18 protein-coding genes and 1 riboswitch are annotated in these 16,097 nt (G+C 34.8%); of the genes, 14 read left to right on the forward strand and 4 right to left on the reverse strand.

Annotation, left to right across the window (positions count from 1 at the left end; translation table 11 throughout):
• Positions 1-31: 31 nt before the first annotated feature.
• Together LNP23_RS00465 and LNP23_RS00470 are read right to left on the reverse strand one after the other, a co-directional pair.
• On the reverse strand, positions 32-1,060 hold the full coding sequence (locus LNP23_RS00465; RefSeq protein WP_428979168.1) for an iron chelate uptake ABC transporter family permease subunit: 1,029 nt from the start codon (positions 1,058-1,060) through the stop codon (positions 32-34).
• 1 nt (position 1,061) lies between these two features.
• Positions 1,062-2,204, reverse strand: a complete 1,143-nt coding sequence (locus tag LNP23_RS00470) for an ABC transporter substrate-binding protein (RefSeq protein WP_230003052.1) — start codon at positions 2,202-2,204, stop codon at positions 1,062-1,064.
• A gap of 166 nt (positions 2,205-2,370) precedes the next feature.
• On the opposite strand from LNP23_RS00470, the gene LNP23_RS00475 reads away from it, so the two are divergent.
• From LNP23_RS00475 to LNP23_RS00510, 8 genes are all read left to right on the forward strand, one after another.
• Positions 2,371-2,733, forward strand: coding sequence for a C1orf53 family protein (locus LNP23_RS00475; RefSeq protein WP_047773888.1), 363 nt, complete (start codon positions 2,371-2,373; stop codon positions 2,731-2,733).
• A 141-nt stretch (positions 2,734-2,874) separates the two neighbouring features.
• Positions 2,875-3,384 (forward strand): bifunctional adenosylcobinamide kinase/adenosylcobinamide-phosphate guanylyltransferase, encoded by a 510-nt coding sequence (gene cobU / locus LNP23_RS00480; protein ID WP_230003053.1) that lies wholly within the window; start codon positions 2,875-2,877, stop codon positions 3,382-3,384.
• Positions 3,385-3,477: 93 nt separating this feature from the next.
• Positions 3,478-5,157, forward strand: a complete 1,680-nt coding sequence (gene cobT, locus LNP23_RS00485) for a nicotinate-nucleotide--dimethylbenzimidazole phosphoribosyltransferase (protein ID WP_230003054.1) — start codon at positions 3,478-3,480, stop codon at positions 5,155-5,157.
• 17 nt (positions 5,158-5,174) lie between these two features.
• Entirely contained in the window at positions 5,175-5,615 is a 441-nt protein-coding gene (gene tnpA / locus LNP23_RS00490; protein ID WP_230003055.1) for an IS200/IS605 family transposase, read from the forward strand.
• A 560-nt stretch (positions 5,616-6,175) separates the two neighbouring features.
• Positions 6,176-6,973, forward strand: coding sequence for an adenosylcobinamide-GDP ribazoletransferase (locus LNP23_RS00495; RefSeq protein WP_230003056.1), 798 nt, complete (start codon positions 6,176-6,178; stop codon positions 6,971-6,973).
• Complete coding sequence (gene cobC, locus LNP23_RS00500) at positions 6,958-7,500, forward strand: alpha-ribazole phosphatase (protein ID WP_230003057.1); 543 nt, start codon at positions 6,958-6,960, stop codon at positions 7,498-7,500. Before LNP23_RS00495 ends, cobC begins: the two co-directional genes overlap by 16 nt.
• 63 nt (positions 7,501-7,563) lie before the next feature.
• Positions 7,564-7,771, forward strand: a riboswitch (cobalamin riboswitch).
• 27 nt (positions 7,772-7,798) lie between these two features.
• Entirely contained in the window at positions 7,799-9,661 is a 1,863-nt protein-coding gene (locus LNP23_RS00505) for a TonB-dependent receptor plug domain-containing protein (protein ID WP_230003058.1), read from the forward strand.
• Positions 9,662-9,666: 5 nt separating this feature from the next.
• Positions 9,667-10,743, forward strand: a complete 1,077-nt coding sequence (locus LNP23_RS00510; RefSeq protein ID WP_230003059.1) for a YncE family protein — start codon at positions 9,667-9,669, stop codon at positions 10,741-10,743.
• Positions 10,744-10,975: 232 nt separating this feature from the next.
• Here LNP23_RS00510 and LNP23_RS00515 read toward each other — a convergent pair whose 3' ends face one another.
• Positions 10,976-12,454, reverse strand: coding sequence for a S41 family peptidase (locus LNP23_RS00515; protein ID WP_230003060.1), 1,479 nt, complete (start codon positions 12,452-12,454; stop codon positions 10,976-10,978).
• Between the two features lie 165 nt (positions 12,455-12,619).
• Between LNP23_RS00515 and LNP23_RS00520 the strand changes: the two genes are divergently transcribed.
• The 4 genes from LNP23_RS00520 to LNP23_RS00535 are packed head-to-tail and all read left to right on the forward strand — an operon-like array spanning position 12,620 to position 14,656.
• Positions 12,620-13,129 (forward strand): RNA polymerase sigma factor, encoded by a 510-nt coding sequence (locus LNP23_RS00520; RefSeq protein WP_047773898.1) that lies wholly within the window; start codon positions 12,620-12,622, stop codon positions 13,127-13,129.
• Positions 13,116-13,571 carry a hypothetical protein gene (locus LNP23_RS00525; RefSeq protein ID WP_230003061.1) on the forward strand — a complete coding sequence of 152 codons (456 nt, stop codon included), beginning with the start codon at positions 13,116-13,118 and terminating at the stop codon, positions 13,569-13,571. Before LNP23_RS00520 ends, LNP23_RS00525 begins: the two co-directional genes overlap by 14 nt.
• 16 nt (positions 13,572-13,587) lie before the next feature.
• Positions 13,588-14,115, forward strand: coding sequence for a DUF4252 domain-containing protein (locus LNP23_RS00530; RefSeq protein WP_047773900.1), 528 nt, complete (start codon positions 13,588-13,590; stop codon positions 14,113-14,115).
• A gap of 1 nt (position 14,116) precedes the next feature.
• Complete coding sequence (locus LNP23_RS00535) at positions 14,117-14,656, forward strand: DUF4252 domain-containing protein (protein ID WP_047773901.1); 540 nt, start codon at positions 14,117-14,119, stop codon at positions 14,654-14,656.
• Positions 14,657-14,718: 62 nt separating this feature from the next.
• On the opposite strand, the gene LNP23_RS00540 is transcribed toward LNP23_RS00535, so the two are convergent.
• Positions 14,719-15,180, reverse strand: a complete 462-nt coding sequence (locus LNP23_RS00540) for an Lrp/AsnC family transcriptional regulator (RefSeq protein WP_230003062.1) — start codon at positions 15,178-15,180, stop codon at positions 14,719-14,721.
• Between the two features lie 114 nt (positions 15,181-15,294).
• Between LNP23_RS00540 and LNP23_RS00545 the strand changes: the two genes are divergently transcribed.
• Positions 15,295-15,801: a GNAT family N-acetyltransferase gene (locus LNP23_RS00545; protein WP_230003063.1), complete on the forward strand. Its 507-nt coding sequence runs from the start codon at positions 15,295-15,297 to the stop codon at positions 15,799-15,801.
• Between the two features lie 15 nt (positions 15,802-15,816).
• The gene (locus tag LNP23_RS00550) at positions 15,817-16,038 is read left to right on the forward strand and encodes a YgjV family protein (protein WP_117610259.1); all 222 of its coding nucleotides are present in this window, start codon (positions 15,817-15,819) and stop codon (positions 16,036-16,038) included.
• Positions 16,039-16,097: the final 59 nt, after the last annotated feature.

Below are 16,097 nucleotides of genomic sequence, written 5' to 3' on the forward strand. Positions count from 1 at the left end.
TAAGGTTCTGAGTGACTAAGGATCTAAGTTTTTAGTTAAAACTTTTCTTTCTTACCAAAAGCCAGATTACTACCGGCGCACCGATAATAGATGTAATTGCGTTTATCGGAAGCGTGACTTCAAATCCCGGCATTTCTGAAACGATATCACAAAACAACATAATTGTAGCACCAAAAAACAAAGTACTCCAAAACAAAATAGTATGATTACTGGTCTGAAAAGTAAGTTTTGCGATATGCGGTACTGCCAAACCAATAAAGGCAATCGGACCTGCAAAAGCGGTAATACTTCCTGCCAAAATACTTGTTGCGAATATGATAATCAATCGCGCTTTCTTGAAATTCAAGCCCACACTTTTGGCATAATTCTCTCCTAGAAGCAAGGCATTTAAAGGTTTTATACTACTCGCGCTTAAAAGCAGCCCAATACTCACGCAAATCGTAAAAATACCAATGGTAGACCAGGAAAGATTTCCTAAACTCCCCATCGACCAAAAAGTAAATTTCTGAAGCTGTTCTGCGGTACTAAAATACGTTAAAACACTTACAATGGCAGTGGTAAAACTTCCAAACATAAGGCCCACAATTAGGATCGCCATAGTGTCCCGCAATTTCTGTGAGACCACCAAAACCAATAATAAAACTAAAGTACTTCCTAAAGTAGAGGCTAATACAATTCCGTAAGAAGACAACGCAATTGCACTTAAAAAGGACGGTAAAAATCCGGCTCCCAAAATCACGAAAGCCACACCTAAACTGGCCCCGGAACTCAATCCTAAAACATAGGGTCCCGCAAGCGGATTCCGAAACAAAGTCTGCATCAGTAAACCACTAATTGACAAACCCGTTCCTACCAAAACAGCTGTAATCGCCTTTGGTAATCTGTAATTTATAATGATGTATTCCCATGCCGGTTTACTCGCATGTCCACCCGTCAGACTCGTATACACTTCTTTTAACGGAATGGTGACGGAGCCCAGACTAATGCTGGCCAGAAACATAAAAACCAAGCCTAAACCCAGCATCAAAAATAAAATAGTATTTCGTTTTTTATCTGCCAATTTAGTTCAATTTAGCAGCAAAAGTAAACTCATAACCGGGAAGTAAATCCGGATGAAAAATCTTGATATAATCTTTTAAAACCAAATCAGGTCGGCTTGGTGATAATTCGTAATAGATAGTACCTCCGGTTGCCCCTAACTTGCTTTCAAAATTATAAACATTTTTATTTTTAAAAGCATCAAATTCTGTATAGTGCGGATTGTTCTTCCCTAGTTCTTCGAGGTTTTTAACAGCTCCCGTAGCAATCCAAAAATTAGCTGTTTTGGCTTTTACGAGTACTTTTTCGAAAGACAAACCTTCGCTTCCGGTTCCTTTAAGATCGGCCCATAAATAATTGGCTTGTGCATCTTTCATAAATTCAGCTACCCAACTGTTTCCTTTTGCTACATACCAGGTGTCTTCGTACATTGAGCCATATAAAACGGTAGAAGCGGCTTTTTTACCCGCTACTAATTTCTTAGCCTGATTGTAACTCAAAACAATTTTATCAAACAATTCTTTTGCTTTTTCTTCTTTGCCAAACAGGGCGCCGTAAAGTTTGATCCATTCTGCTTTTCCAAGTGGAGACTGCTCCATCCAATCGGCCTGAATGAATACATTTAGTCCGCTTTTTTTCAAATTATCCAACATTGGATTGTTGTTGTCTACACCAAACGTTACAATTAAATCCGGTGTCAATTCGATTAATTGTTCGATATTCAGTTTCTCGTTCTGCCCCACATTTTTAACAGCTCCTTTATCGATTAATGCTCTTGTTTTCTCAGAAGAAACATAATCGGTATGTGGAAAACCTACCAGTTTGTTCTCTACTTCGAGCATTTCCAGAAACGGAATATTGGTTGTTGAGGTCACTACAACAGACTCCAAAGGAACTTTTATAGCAGGATAAGATTGTAAACTATCCGGAACTTCCGCTGTTTTTTCTTTTAAAATATACGTGTAGTTTTTATTGGCATTTGGCCACGGATTTGAAACCGTTACCACCGAATAACCTTCGTGTTTTACAATAGAAAGCCCCGAAGCATATTCTATACTGTTTTTTGCAATTTCAGATTTTACGCTTTCTGTATTCTCATTCTTTTTGCATCCAACCAGAAGAAAAAAAGAAAAAACAAAAATAAATTTAGATACTAAATGTTTCATAAGTAGGTTATAGGTATAGTATTTGTAATTCGTGATAAATATAGGTCATTTTGAATCATTACAATTTCATAATGCCGGTTTCAATTAACAGCAAAGGTAAATCAATTTCTATTTTTTTTACCCCTCTTTAATCTGACAAAATTAAATAAATATTATCTTTACCTACATGAATACCACAAAAACAAAAGTTTGCTCAAGCTGTGAATCTACTTTTAGCTGCGGAGATATTTCTGTTGAGAACAAATGTTGGTGCAATAATTACCCTCCTATTTTTAATCTCTCCGAAGGCGGCGATTGTCTTTGTCCGGCTTGCTTTAAAGAAGCCTGTGAAGATAAAATTGAAGCTTATGTAGAAACTTTAACTCCGGAAAAAGCGCTTCACAATAAAGCCGCAGCCTTACCCAAATCAGAACAGTTAATTGAGGGAATTGATTATTATCTCGAAGACAACAAATATGTTTTTAAAGCCTGGTTTCACCTAAAAAGAGGCAACTGTTGCGGAAACGGATGCAGACATTGTCCTTATTAATACTGTGAAATGTAAAATGTTTTTTGCAAAAAGTGAATTGCAAATTACCAATTACGGTTTAGTATCTCTTTCCATTTACATCTCACAAATAACATTTTACATTTTACAATCAACATCTCATAAATAACATCTCATAAAAAAATGATCTATCTAATTACAGGCGGCGAGCGATCCGGGAAAAGCAGTTATGCTCAAAATTTGGCTTTGCAACTTTCTAGTACGCCCATATATGTCGCAACGGCAAGAAAATGGGATGCCGATTTTCAGAATAGAATCGACCGACACCAACAGGAACGTGACGAGCGTTGGACGAATATTGAAAAAGAAAAACATTTAAGCGAAATTGACTTCACCGGAAGCGTAGCACTCATCGATTGTGTCACCCTATGGCTTACGAATTTTTTCGTTGATACTAAAAATGACGTGTCTTTATCTTTAGAAGAAGCCAAAGCTGAATTTGAAAAAATAGCCAATCAAAAAGACGCGATCTTGATCATTGTTACTAATGAAATTGGAATGGGCGTTCACGCAGAAACTCATATCGGAAGGAAATTTACCGAGTTGCAAGGCTGGATGAATCAATTTTTGGCTTCAAAAGCAGATGAGGTTGTTTTGATGGTCTCTGGAATTCCGGTTAAAATAAAAGGCTAGTTGTAGTAAATTCCAAATCTCAAATTCCAAATTCCAACGCATTTATTCGCTTTTTGGAATTTGGAATTTTTAATATTGTAATTTTACAAGCTTATGAGTTATTTAGACGATATTTTAAAATCACGTCGGGACACCCGACATTTCACCGCAGAGGAAATACCTGATGAAGTAATCAACAAAGCTTTACAGGCAGGACATTGGGCTCCTTCTGTTGGTTTAACTGATGCTACAAAATACTACATCATCAGATCGACTGAAGTTAAAAGTGCCATCAAAAATTTATTTTTAGAGTATAATAAAAAAGCCGAAGCTCTTACAGACAATCCAGAGCAAAAAGAGCATTATAAATCGCTGAAATTAGAAGCGATTGAAGAAGCTCCAATTGGACTTATTATCGCTTATGACCGAGCGGTTTTAAATCAATTCACTATTGGAACGGTTGGAAGTAATGAAGCGGTTAAATTTAGTTCCGTTTGTGCCGCACAAAACATTTGGCTTTCGCTTACTGAACAAGGTTTTGGGATGGGATGGGTTTCTATTCTAAACTATTATCAATTCAAAAAAATACTCGATCTACCGGAGAACATCGAACCCCTTGGTTATTTCTGTATCGGAAAACCGGCTACCAATTACGATAACCAGCCGATGTTGCAACAACTCAACTGGAAACAAAAATCGGAAGTCCCTGATGTGACCGAAATTACTAATGTGCTTGAAAGTGTGGTTTCGAATCTTCAAATAAATCCACAATCAGCATCTAAGGACCAATCGGATTTCAATACCCTTTTGCAGGAAAAAATAGATTCTAAAACCAAACCTATCGGTGCTTTGGGCATTTTAGAAACCTTGGCTTTGCAAATGGGACATGTTTTTGAAACTTTAAATCCTAAAATAAAAAGTCCAAATATCGTTGTTTTTGCAGCCGATCATGGAATTTCAAATCATGGTGTCAGTGCCTATCCACAAGATGTTACCCGCCAAATGGTTGCTAATTTTCTCGAAGAGGGCGCGGCAATAAATGTTTTCTGCAAACAAAATGACATTACATTATCTATTGTAGATGCGGGTGTGAACTATGATTTTCCAACAAATGCCAAATTAATAAATGCCAAAATTGCAAAAGGAACACAATCGTTTTTACACGCTCCCGCTATGAGCGAAACGGAGCTGCAATTGTGCTTTGAAAAAGGAAAATCCATTGTAAATGCTATCGCAGAAACGGATTCTAATTGCATTGGTTTTGGTGAAATGGGAATTGGAAACACCTCTACAGCAGCAGTATTAATGAGTCTTCTAACGGGTTTTCCGATCGAAGAATGTGTTGGAAGAGGAACTGGTGTTGAAGACGAAAAACTGATCCAAAAACAAAACATACTGAAAAAAGCGATTGAAAATTATGCAGGTCAAACGGAAATGCAACAGCAATTGGCTTATTTTGGAGGTTTTGAAATTATACAAATGGCGGGTGGTATGCTAGCTGCTTATGATCGTAAAATGTTGATTTTGGTCGATGGCTTTATTTGTAGTGTAGCATATTTAATAGCTTCGAAAATAAATCCGAATATTAAAAGAAATGCCGTTTTTTGCCACGTTTCAGCCGAGCAGGCCCATCAGAAATTATTAAACTATTTAGAAGCGAAACCTATTCTAAATTTAGATTTACGCTTGGGAGAAGGAACAGGCTGCGCGATTGCTCTTCCAATTTTAAAATCGGCAGAAGCTTTTCTGAATGAAATGGCTACTTTTGAAAATGCGGGGGTTAGCAAAAAGTAACTTTTAATATGTAGAATATGCCTTTTCTTAAAATTTATATTCATTTTGTTTGGAGTACAAAAAACAGGGTTCCTCACTTAAGTTCTTTCGAATTACGAGAAAAAGTATGGAAACATATCAAAGTGAATGCCCAAGAAAAAGGAATTTACATTGATCACATAAATGGGTACTCAGATCATTGTCATTGTTTAATTTCATTAGGTGCCGATCAAAGTATTCAAAAAATTATGCACTTAATAAAAGGCGAATCTTCTTTTTGGATTAATAAAAATAAGTTAACTAAAGAAAAATTTGAATGGCAAGATGAGTATTTTGATATCTCCGTTTCTGAATCAATAGTTGATAAGGTAAGGTATTATATAAAAAATCAAGAATTACACCATAAGAATAAAACATTTCAAGAAGAATATGATGAGATTATTAGAAAATTTGGGTTTCAAAAAATAAATCCTAAATAAAATTTGGCTAAAGTTTTTTCTAATTTAAATTTTATAATCCTCCAGATTTATCTGGAGGTAATTCAATAAAAAAACAGCTCTGACACAATCTATAAATTTATAATACAGCAAAAACAAATTGAATCGCAAAGAGTTATGCGCATAAAATTTGGCTAAAGCCCTTTTTAATTTAAACTTGGTAACCTCCAGATAAATCTGGAGGCAATTCAATAAAAAAATAGTCCCTAACATAATCTATGAAATTTATAGCACTGTAAAGACAAATAGAATCTCAAATAGTTATATGCATAAAATTTGACTAAAACCCTTTTTAATTTAAACTTGATAACCTCCAGATAAATCTGGAGGCAATTCAATAAAAACATTTCAAATCACAAATAACCTTTTCTTTTACTATAATTTTACAAAAAACACCAAATAGAAATCCACTAAAAATTCAGAAAAACATTAATTTCAAAAAAAGAAAGCCTTTGTACAGATTCAATTGCCAACATCTTTAGATGTTGGTTTCATGAAAGCAATCAAACTGGCTTTAGCCAAATAACTACATACTCTTACCAATGAAAAAAGAACTCCATATATTCTTCACTGCGCTCATGTTTTACACCCGGATTCCATGTCCAAAAAACATTGATCATAATCCCGATTATCTAAATAAAGCAACACGCTATTTCCCTTTGATAGGCTGGATTGTTGGAAGTATTTCCTTTTTGGCATTTTATTTTTTTTCTCTTTTTCTGTCGGTAGAAACAGCTGTGATACTCGCTTTTATTGCTTCTATATTAACTACAGGAGCTTTTCATGAAGATGGCTTTGCAGATGTTTGTGATGGTTTTGGCGGAGGCTGGACCAAGGAAAAAATACTACTCATTATGAAAGACAGCGCTATTGGTGCCTATGGTGCCATTGGTTTGGTTTTGCTTTTTTTATTAAAGTTCAAACTGCTTTCAGAATCTATAGCACCTTTTCAAGTTCAGGATTCAACAGCACTTTTTCAAATTTTCTTATTATTTGTTTCAGCTCATGCTTTGAGTCGTTTGGCAGCGATTAGTATCATTTTCACTCATGAGTATTCGCGTGATGATGCTTCAAGTAAAAGCAAACCCATTGCTAAAAGCAATACCTGGAAAGAAATTTTGGGTTCCTTTTTCTTTGGATTAGTCCCTCTACTTGTGCTTTCCTATTTCAAATACCAGATTCTTTTGGTTTTAATTCCTGTTTTTTTGACCCGTTATTTTTTAGCGCGTTACTTTCAGAAATGGATTGACGGTTATACGGGCGACTGCTTGGGAGCTACGCAACAGGTGTGTGAAGTTGTTTATTATTTAGCGCTTCTTTTGATATGGAAATTTATTTAGTACGTCATACCGAAACGATCTGCGAAAAGGGCATTTGCTACGGACAATCTGATGTCGCTCTAGCAGAACCTTTTGAACTTATTTTTGAAAATATCATTTCACAATTGCCACAAGAAGCGATTCTCTTCTCAAGCCCTTTACAACGCTGTGTAATTTTAGCAAAACACATTCAAAACGAAATCAAAACCATTTCTTACCAGGAAGACAAAAGACTAATGGAAATGAATTTTGGAGATTGGGAAATGAAAAACTGGAATGACATTCTACCCGAACAACTTAATCCGTGGATGGAAGATTTTGTGACTGTTCACGCTACAAACGGAGAATCTTTTATTGAATTACATGACAGAACCGGTGCTTTTTTATCAGAGCAAATTTCAAAAAAAGCAGACCAACCGATAATTATTGTTACCCATGCAGGAGTCATCAGAAGCCTGCTTTGCCACCATACTTCACTCCCGCTGAAAGATGCTTTTCAGAATAAAGTCGATTTTGGACAAGTCGTCAAAATAAACCTACAGCTGTAAATTTGTTTTAGGAATTCACATAAAAAACAGACCAAATTTGAAAATTCAATAATTTTAACTTTATCTTTGCAAAAAATTTAAGGTTGTGTTACTGATTTATTTAGCACATTAAAAAGGGAATCAAGTAAAAACTTGAGCTGTACCCGCAACTGTAAGCTTAGTTCAGAAATGAATGCTTGTTGTTAACTACAAAACCACTGCTCGCTTTGGCGAATGGGAAGGTAAACAACAAGACGCGAGCCAGGAGACCTGCCTTTGTAACTAATATCGAACTCTCGGGAACAAGAGTTTAGAAATTATGACTTTAAAAAAACGGTTGTCTTTTTGTTTGCTCTTATTGTGTCAGATCCTTTTGGCACAGAATGATTCTATAACAAAATTGAAAGAAGTGATTGTTTCGGACACCAATCTTAAAAAATACTCGGGCACACAATCTGTTCAAACCTTGAATGATTCTGTAATTAACAGAAATCAATCATCCTTAACCTCTCTTTTAAATTACAATACGGTTATCTATTTTAAAGAAAACGGACTCGGAATGACTTCCGGACCTTCCTTTAGAGGGACAACCAGCGCACAAACCGCAGTCATTTGGAACGGAATCAATATTAATTCCCAATTTTTAGGTCAAACTGACTTTAATACGATCGGGACACGTGATTTTAATTCCATAGCCGTAAAAGCCGGAGGGGGAAGTATTTTATACGGAAGTGGCGCTATCGGCGGAAGTATTCACCTTAATAATGATTTGAGTTTCAAAAAACAATTCTCTAATCATTTGTTTTTTAGCGGTGGAAGTTTTGACACCTACAGCGCAAATTACCGTGCTGCCATAGCATCAGAAAAGTACAGTCTTCAAGTCAGTATTTCCAGAAACAGTTCTCAAAATGATTTTAAATATCCGGGAACAATCGATCAAAAAAATCTAAATGGTGCGTACTATAATACTAGTATGAATACCTCATTTGGATATAAAATTGATCCGAAAAACACCTTAAAATTATACAGTCAGTTTTACGATTCAGAACGTCACTTCTCACTCACTTCTCCAAGTGATACTAAAGCAAAATACAATGATTTTAACACCCGTAATCTTTTAGAATGGGAAAGTGTTTTTGATCGTTTTACTTCTAAGTTAAGAGCTGCTCATATTGGAGAATCTTATAAGTATTTTGGAAACATTAATTCGGAACTCTTTACCTATGGAAAAGTTGAGACTTCTATTCTAAAATATGATTTAGCCTTTGATGTAAATGATAAAATCAAATTAAATGCTATTATCGATTACACTCGAAATAAAGGATATGGTTCAAGTATTAATAATGTAAAAAGAGAAATCGGTTCTGCCAGTTTGTTATTGCGTCATTTAGTAACGGACAGATGGGATTATACCGCCAGTATTCGTCAAGAAGTAACCGACAATTACGGAAATCCATTTCTTTTTTCTTTTGGAACAAGATACCAATTCACAGACTTTTATCGTATAAAATTAAACGCATCAAAGAATTTCAGAATGCCCACTTACAATGACTTATTTTGGCAAGGAAGCGGTAATCCTGACTTGAAACCTGAAACTTCTTATCAAGGTGAAATTGGCAATGAGTTTTTTACAAAAAATTTCACTCTTTCTGTAACTGCATATTACAATGCAATTCGGGACTTGTTACGCTGGGTTCCTAAAGAAGGCAGCGGTGATGTTTGGTCTCCGGAAAACACAGACAAAGTTAGAGCGTATGGTGCAGAAGTGCTCTTGGAATGGAAAACAAAAATAGAAAACCACAACTTCACACTCAATGGGACTTATGCGTATACCATTTCAGAAAGTAAACAAGTGATTCGTGGAGAATCAATTTACAAGCAATTAATATATGTTCCTTACCATAAACTAACAGGATCAGCTTCTTATAATTGGAAAAAGGTATCTTCTTATTTTCAATATTTATATACAGGAGATGCTTATACCACACCTTTTAATAACCCAAATACAAAAGTAAAAGCATACAGTATTGGCAATTTGGGTGTTGATTATGATTTTGGCAAAAAAAACAGTTACAAACTTGGATTTCAAATGCTAAATATCTGGAATGAAAATTATCAGCCAGTGACTAACAGACAAATGCCGGGGAGAAATTACACAATATACATTAACCTTAACTTTTAAAAAACATGAAGAAATTAAACAAACTATTTTTAGCACTCCTTGTAAGCTCGGCCTTTTTCGCCTCTTGTAGCAGTGACGACGACACTACAGATCCGGTACAAGAACCACGTGGTAATTATGATGGTGGATTGTTTATTGCTAATGAAGGAAATTTTGAAAAAGGCAATGGATCAATCTCTTATTTATCGGAAGATTTAAAAATCGAAAACAATGTATTTTCATTAGTAAATACCGGAAAAAAAATTGGTGATGCACCACAAAGCATTGGCTTTAATGGTAATTTTGCTTACATCGTGGTAAACGGTTCCAATAAAATTGAAGTCGTTAACCGATATACTTTTAAAAGTATAGCAACTGTTACCGCAGACTTAAGCAATCCTAGATATATTGCTTTTGCAAATGGAAAAGGATACGTAACAAACTGGGGAGACGGAGCAAGCGCGACAGATGACTATGTAGCTATATTTGACCTTACTGCAAATAAAATCACATCTAAAATCCCTGTTGTTGAAGGTCCGGAAAAGATTATCGAAAATAACGGAAGTCTTTATGTAGCACACAAAGGTGGATTCAGTCAAGGAAATTCTTTAACTGTTATCAGCAGTGCAACTAATAAGGTCACTACTAATTTTGTAGTGGGTGACGTTCCGAGTTCACTTGTAAAAGATAATGGAACTTTATATGTTTTATGTAATGGAAGACCAAGTTATGCAGCTCCTGAAACAGCCGGAAAATTAGTAAAAGTTAACTTAAGCACTAATACTGTAGCATCTACAATTGACTTTTCAGCTAAAACACATCCTGGATTTTTAGACATTGAAAACAACAAGCTTTATTACACAGTTGGAAAAGACATTTATTCTGCTGCTACAAGCACTACAACTTTACCCGCTGCAGCAACATTCAAAGCAACTAAAGTTACCACTCTTTACGGTTTTGCAGTTAAAAACAGTAAAATATATGTTGCCGATGCTATTAACTTTCTGGATAATGGAGACATCTACACCTATACATTGACAGGGACAGAAACTAACGTATTTAAAGTAGAAGTAACACCAAACGGTTTTTACTTTAATAACTAAGAAAAACGTCTGATAAAATAATTCTGTAATTATTTTTCAACGTAATCAATTCATCCTTTATTATTATTTTATTTTTTTGGAACAAAGAGGTTGTCTAATTAAAAATTAGGCAGCCTCTTTTTATTTGGAACTATTTACCGTAAGAACAAAAAAACACCCATAAAACTGATTTTATGGGTGTTTAATTAAACTATTTTTGTCTAATAATGTATGTCTTACAATACGATCATCATTAATTTAATGTTCTCAAAAGCCCTTCCGGAGCTTTCTCAACATACATTTGATTTCCGATACCATTCATTGCTTTGGAATCGATGAAAGATCGAAGTGCCTTCCCTCTGTCCTGTTGTACTTTTTTAGCCGAAGCACCGGTAATTTTAGCAATGGCAGTATTTAATAAAGGCTCTGAAGGATCTCCTAAAACACCTAAATTAGATAAATACTCAAGTTGCTCATAAGCAGGTTTAAGACCATCTGTATATTCACCAAAACCTGTTGCATTAACAATTTTAAGAACCAAAGGTTGCATGGCGTATTTATGACTTGTATTGACTTTGTTTTTTGTAAATGTTTCGGAATCATATAGTGTTACGGATCCTACATTTTTTCCAACTGTATAATCTCCAATTTGTACTACAGTAATATAAGGAACTAATCCATTTATAATTAATTCACTTGCAGAAGCAGTTCCATTAGAAGTCAGCACATATACTTTACTTAAACGCAAACTATTAATGGCTCTTCCGTTAATATTGTCTACAAACCTATTGTTTAAAGATTCCGAATCTTCCGTCTCAAGATAAGCGGTAAGCTTAGCGTTCCATTTTTCTTTAGCAAAAATCTGGTCTTTAAACTGCCCCGTAATCATACTGGCCAAACGTGTAGCGGTCTGAACCGATCCTCCTCCATTGTATCTCAAATCAAGAACTAAGTCAGTTACCCCCTGCGTTGCTAATTCCTCAAAAGCATCATTTAACTGCGAATCATAAGTGCTATAAAAACCATTATACATCAAATAACCAATTTTATGACTTCCGGACGTAATAACTTTATTGATCAGAATTGGATTTTCATTCAGCGTTGTCTTTACCAACGTAACCGATTTTCCATTTGATTCTATAACATTTCCGTTATACTGCGCTAAATTCAAAGTATAACTCTCCGAATCCAAAAGCAATTGTCTGTAATTAGAAGCGGTAAGCGGAGTTCCGTTTACAGCCGTAAATAGATCACCACGTTTGATACTTTTGCCCGAAGCGTCTGAACCCGGAACAACATAACGTACAAAACCTACCAGATCTGAATTGCTTCCTCCTTTATAACTCAACTTAAAATCAATTCCGGTACTTTTACTGGTTCCTTGAAGTTCTTGTTCTAAAACGCTATAATCCTTAACAATCCAACTGAATCGGTCAATTGCTTCTCCTTTAGGAAATTTACTCGCCGGTTTATTCAATAAATCCTGAAACAAATTCTCCGGCTCGGCATAGCCACTCAAAAAAGAATTTAAGGCACTTTGCTTATTTCCGAAGCGCTCATCAGATAAATTAGGAACATCAGCCTGCCAAAGATAGTACTGATTTAGTCCTTTCCAGATAAAATCGTTTATCTGCAAATTTGCCGGAGCAGCAATGTCATCCTGGTCTTCACAAGATTGTAAAGAGAAGAGAAGTAAGCCTAATAATAGTAAACTTCTTAATATTGTTTTCATAAACTGGTATCTATATAAAAGTAATAACGTAAAAATACTATCTTTAGTTTTAACAATAGGTAGTTTAATTATCTTTTTTTTTATACTATTTTTTTTCAGTTCTGTTGTAACAAAATTAATTGTACCTCGTCTTCCTTTATATAAGCTAACCAATAACCCTGATTTATGAATCAAATTGTTTTCATAGAGTTAATAAATCCTTTTAAAGACAAAGTATTTCGTCTGGCCAAAAGGTTGCTGACCAGCACTGAAGAAGCCGAGGATGCTACTCAGGAAGTAATGGTTAAATTATGGAATAAGAAAGAAAATTTAGAAACCTATTCCAGTGTTGAAGCTCTAGCGATGACCATGACCAAAAATTATTGTCTCGATCAGCTAAAATCTAAAAGAGCCGGAAATCTTCAAATTGTACACAACAATTTTACAGACCGACAGCCGCAATTAGACAAAAAACTCGAAGATGCGGACAGTTTAGAATGGGTAGAAAAAATAATCGGTCAATTACCGGAGCAATTACAAATATTAATACAGTTACGCGATGTTGAACAATATGAATTTGATGAAATAGCAAAAATTGTCAACATGAATGAAACGGCTATCCGGGTAGCCCTTTCGAGAGCGAGAAAAAAAATTAGAGAATCAATGCTTAATACACACCGTTATGGAATTAAATAGAATAGAATATATATTAGAAAAATACTTTCAGGGAGAAACTACTATTGCTGAAGAAAACGAATTAAAAGACTATTTTTCTTCACCAAATGTTGCGCAGCATTTGGAGCAATACCAACCAATGTTTGGTTATTTCTCTCAGGTAAAAGAACAAAAATCGACGCAGGAGATTCCACTACAAACTAAAAAACGAAATGTTACGTGGTTATCAATTGCAGCCTCTGCTGTTATTTTACTGGGAATCGGGACCTATTATGTAAGCGATAAAAACGCAACTCCGGTTGTAGCGCAATCAGAATTAGGAACCTACGACAATCCGGAAGAGGCCTTAGCAGCAACGCAAAAAGCCTTAGCCTTAGTGTCAAACAATGTGAATGTAGGTCTAGAAAGTGTACAGTACATTCACGAATACGAACAATCAAAAAACAAAATCTTCAAACAATAATTTAAAATTTATAAAAATGAAAAATTTCATCATAACACTAGTTTTCACATTCGCTACCACTGTTTTTTATGCACAGGGTGCTTTTGACAAATTTGACGGTCAGGACGATGTGACCTCTGTAATTGTAAACAAAAAAATGTTCGACTTAATGAGCAAAGTAAAAGTCGATGCCAAAGACAAGGAAACGCAACAGTACGTTAACCTGATTAAAAAATTAGACTATCTAAAAGTATTCACTACCAAAAACCCAAAAATCGAGGCCGACATGAAAGCTTCTGCCGACAAATACATTAAAACTGCCGGTTTAGAAGAATTAATGCGCATAAATGACAGTGGTAAAAACGTTAGAATATTAATTAAATCAGGTGCCAGCGATACACAGGTAAGAGAATTACTAATGTATATTGACGGTGCTAAAAACGACGAAACTGTTTTATTATCTCTTACGGGTAATTTTGACTTAAACGAAATTTCAGTGCTAACAGACAAAATGCAACTTCCTGGTGGTTCTGACTTAAAAAAAGCTTCTAAAAACAAAAAATAACATGAAAGTCAGCGTCTTTACCTCAGCCCTTTTAGCTTTACTTACTTTACTAAGTTGTAAATCTGAGCCTTCCTTGCAAAAATATTTTGTTGAAAACACAGATAACAAAAACTTCATTGCTCTTGATATCTCGCCTAGTATTCTAAACTTAGACAAAGCAAAACTATCTACAGAACAATCCGAAGCTTTAAACTCTTTTGACAAAATGAATATTCTTGCCTTTAAAGCAAATGCAACAAACAAGGCCGAATTTGAAACAGAAAGAACTAAAGTAAAAGCTATTTTAAAAGATCCAAAATATCAGGAACTGATGAAGTTTGGCTCCGGTAAAGAAGGCGCTTCTATAAGTTATGTAGGTACTGATGAGAACATCGAAGAATTTATAGTTTTTGCCAACAGAAAAGAAAGCGGATTTGCAGTAGTACGCGTTTTAGGAAAAAACATGAATCCGAATAACATCATGACGTTAATGTCGGTTTTACAAAAATCTAAAATTGACATGGAGCAGTTGAAACCCTTGGAACAGCTAATTAAAAAATAATCTTACTTTATTAAAACAGAAAAAGCTCCTAATTTGGGGCTTTTTCTGCTTTTAATTCCTTTTTAAATACTAATACTATAATTCACTTTCACTCGATCCATTACAACGTGTGTATAAAAATGTTTCAGATTTTTATTATCCAAAAGATACTTCTTTTGAAACACTTCAAAATGATGCATGTCTTTTACTTGTACAATTAATACAAAATCATAGCTCCCCGTCACATAATAACATTGTGACACTTCTTCGCAGTTTTGCATTCCGGTTTTAAATTCATCAATTGCTTTCGAACTACCATCAAGCAGAACAACATCTACGACACATGTTATCCCAATACCAATTGCCTCAGGAGATACAATAGAAATATCTGCTTCAATTATATTTTCCTCCCTCATTTTAGCAATTCTTCTCTGGACTGCACTCTGACTTAAATTTACTTTATGACTTAATTCTTCTGTGGTTATCCTGTTATTCTTTTGAAGAAAATGTAATATCCTTTTATCATACTCATCAAGTTGACGCATAATTAAACTATTTAAGCCCTAAAATTAAAAGTTTTATCCCACAAAAGAGACTACACAGCATAAAATAGTCAACATTTTGCTTCTAATTTTGTTTCTCAATTTAAACGAAAAGCGATGAAAATAGTAAACAGCACAATCGATGACATACCAAACATCAAAACACTTTATGATGAAGCAATAGTTTATCAAAAAGAAAAAAAAGGAACACCTTGGCCGGATTTGCCAAAAAAAAGTATAGCAACGGAGATTGCAGAAAACAGACAATGGAAATTAGTCCTAAACGATGAAATTGCATGCGTTTGGGTTACCACTTTTGACGATCCTGAAATTTGGAACGAAAAAAATGCAGACCCAAGTGTATATCTCCATCGAATAGCCACTAACCCAAATTTCAGAGGATTAAACATTATTTCAAAAGTTTTGGAGTGGACGAAAAATTTTGCCATTCAAAACAACAAAAAATATGTACGATTAGACACTGCCGGTATAAATCCGGGATTGATTACCATGTATGTCAAAAATGGTTTCAAATTTATTGAAATCACCAAAATAAAAAATCCTGAAAAACTACCCGCACACTACCATAATGTTCCGGTCTGTCTCTTCGAAATAAAATTATAACCTAAGCTCAAAACTATGCTATCACTAATCACGGACCTAATTGGTTATTTAGGAATAACGATCAATCTGTTTTCTATGTCTCTTAAAGGAGAAAGAAAACTAAGACTATTTTCTCTGATTGCCAATTCTATATACATCACTTATGGAATGCTTATTGGCGCTATACCTATTGTAATTGGCTCCTCTATAGCGGTGTTACTGCATACCTACAGACTACGAAAAATTAATTCTGATTAAAAAAAAGCATCCTTCCGCTCATAAAAAACCGCTGCTTTTGCGGTTTTTTGTTATAAAAA

This window comes from Flavobacterium cupriresistens, assembly GCF_020911925.1.
Taxonomy (GTDB): Bacteria; Bacteroidota; Bacteroidia; order Flavobacteriales; family Flavobacteriaceae; genus Flavobacterium; species Flavobacterium cupriresistens.

Coding starts and splice junctions, on each gene's coding strand:
- LNP23_RS00470 (WP_230003052.1), bottom strand. CDS start 2,204: ATGAAACATTTAGTATCTAAATTTATTTTTGTTTTTTCTTTTTTTCTT.
- LNP23_RS00475 (WP_047773888.1), top strand. CDS start 2,371: ATGAATACCACAAAAACAAAAGTTTGCTCAAGCTGTGAATCTACTTTT.
- cobU (WP_230003053.1), top strand. CDS start 2,875: ATGATCTATCTAATTACAGGCGGCGAGCGATCCGGGAAAAGCAGTTAT.
- cobT (WP_230003054.1), top strand. CDS start 3,478: ATGAGTTATTTAGACGATATTTTAAAATCACGTCGGGACACCCGACAT.
- tnpA (WP_230003055.1), top strand. CDS start 5,175: ATGCCTTTTCTTAAAATTTATATTCATTTTGTTTGGAGTACAAAAAAC.
- LNP23_RS00495 (WP_230003056.1), top strand. CDS start 6,176: ATGAAAAAAGAACTCCATATATTCTTCACTGCGCTCATGTTTTACACC.
- cobC (WP_230003057.1), top strand. CDS start 6,958: ATGGAAATTTATTTAGTACGTCATACCGAAACGATCTGCGAAAAGGGC.
- LNP23_RS00505 (WP_230003058.1), top strand. CDS start 7,799: ATGACTTTAAAAAAACGGTTGTCTTTTTGTTTGCTCTTATTGTGTCAG.
- LNP23_RS00510 (WP_230003059.1), top strand. CDS start 9,667: ATGAAGAAATTAAACAAACTATTTTTAGCACTCCTTGTAAGCTCGGCC.
- LNP23_RS00515 (WP_230003060.1), bottom strand. CDS start 12,454: ATGAAAACAATATTAAGAAGTTTACTATTATTAGGCTTACTTCTCTTC.
- LNP23_RS00520 (WP_047773898.1), top strand. CDS start 12,620: ATGAATCAAATTGTTTTCATAGAGTTAATAAATCCTTTTAAAGACAAA.
- LNP23_RS00525 (WP_230003061.1), top strand. CDS start 13,116: ATGGAATTAAATAGAATAGAATATATATTAGAAAAATACTTTCAGGGA.
- LNP23_RS00530 (WP_047773900.1), top strand. CDS start 13,588: ATGAAAAATTTCATCATAACACTAGTTTTCACATTCGCTACCACTGTT.
- LNP23_RS00535 (WP_047773901.1), top strand. CDS start 14,117: ATGAAAGTCAGCGTCTTTACCTCAGCCCTTTTAGCTTTACTTACTTTA.
- LNP23_RS00540 (WP_230003062.1), bottom strand. CDS start 15,180: ATGCGTCAACTTGATGAGTATGATAAAAGGATATTACATTTTCTTCAA.
- LNP23_RS00545 (WP_230003063.1), top strand. CDS start 15,295: ATGAAAATAGTAAACAGCACAATCGATGACATACCAAACATCAAAACA.
- LNP23_RS00550 (WP_117610259.1), top strand. CDS start 15,817: ATGCTATCACTAATCACGGACCTAATTGGTTATTTAGGAATAACGATC.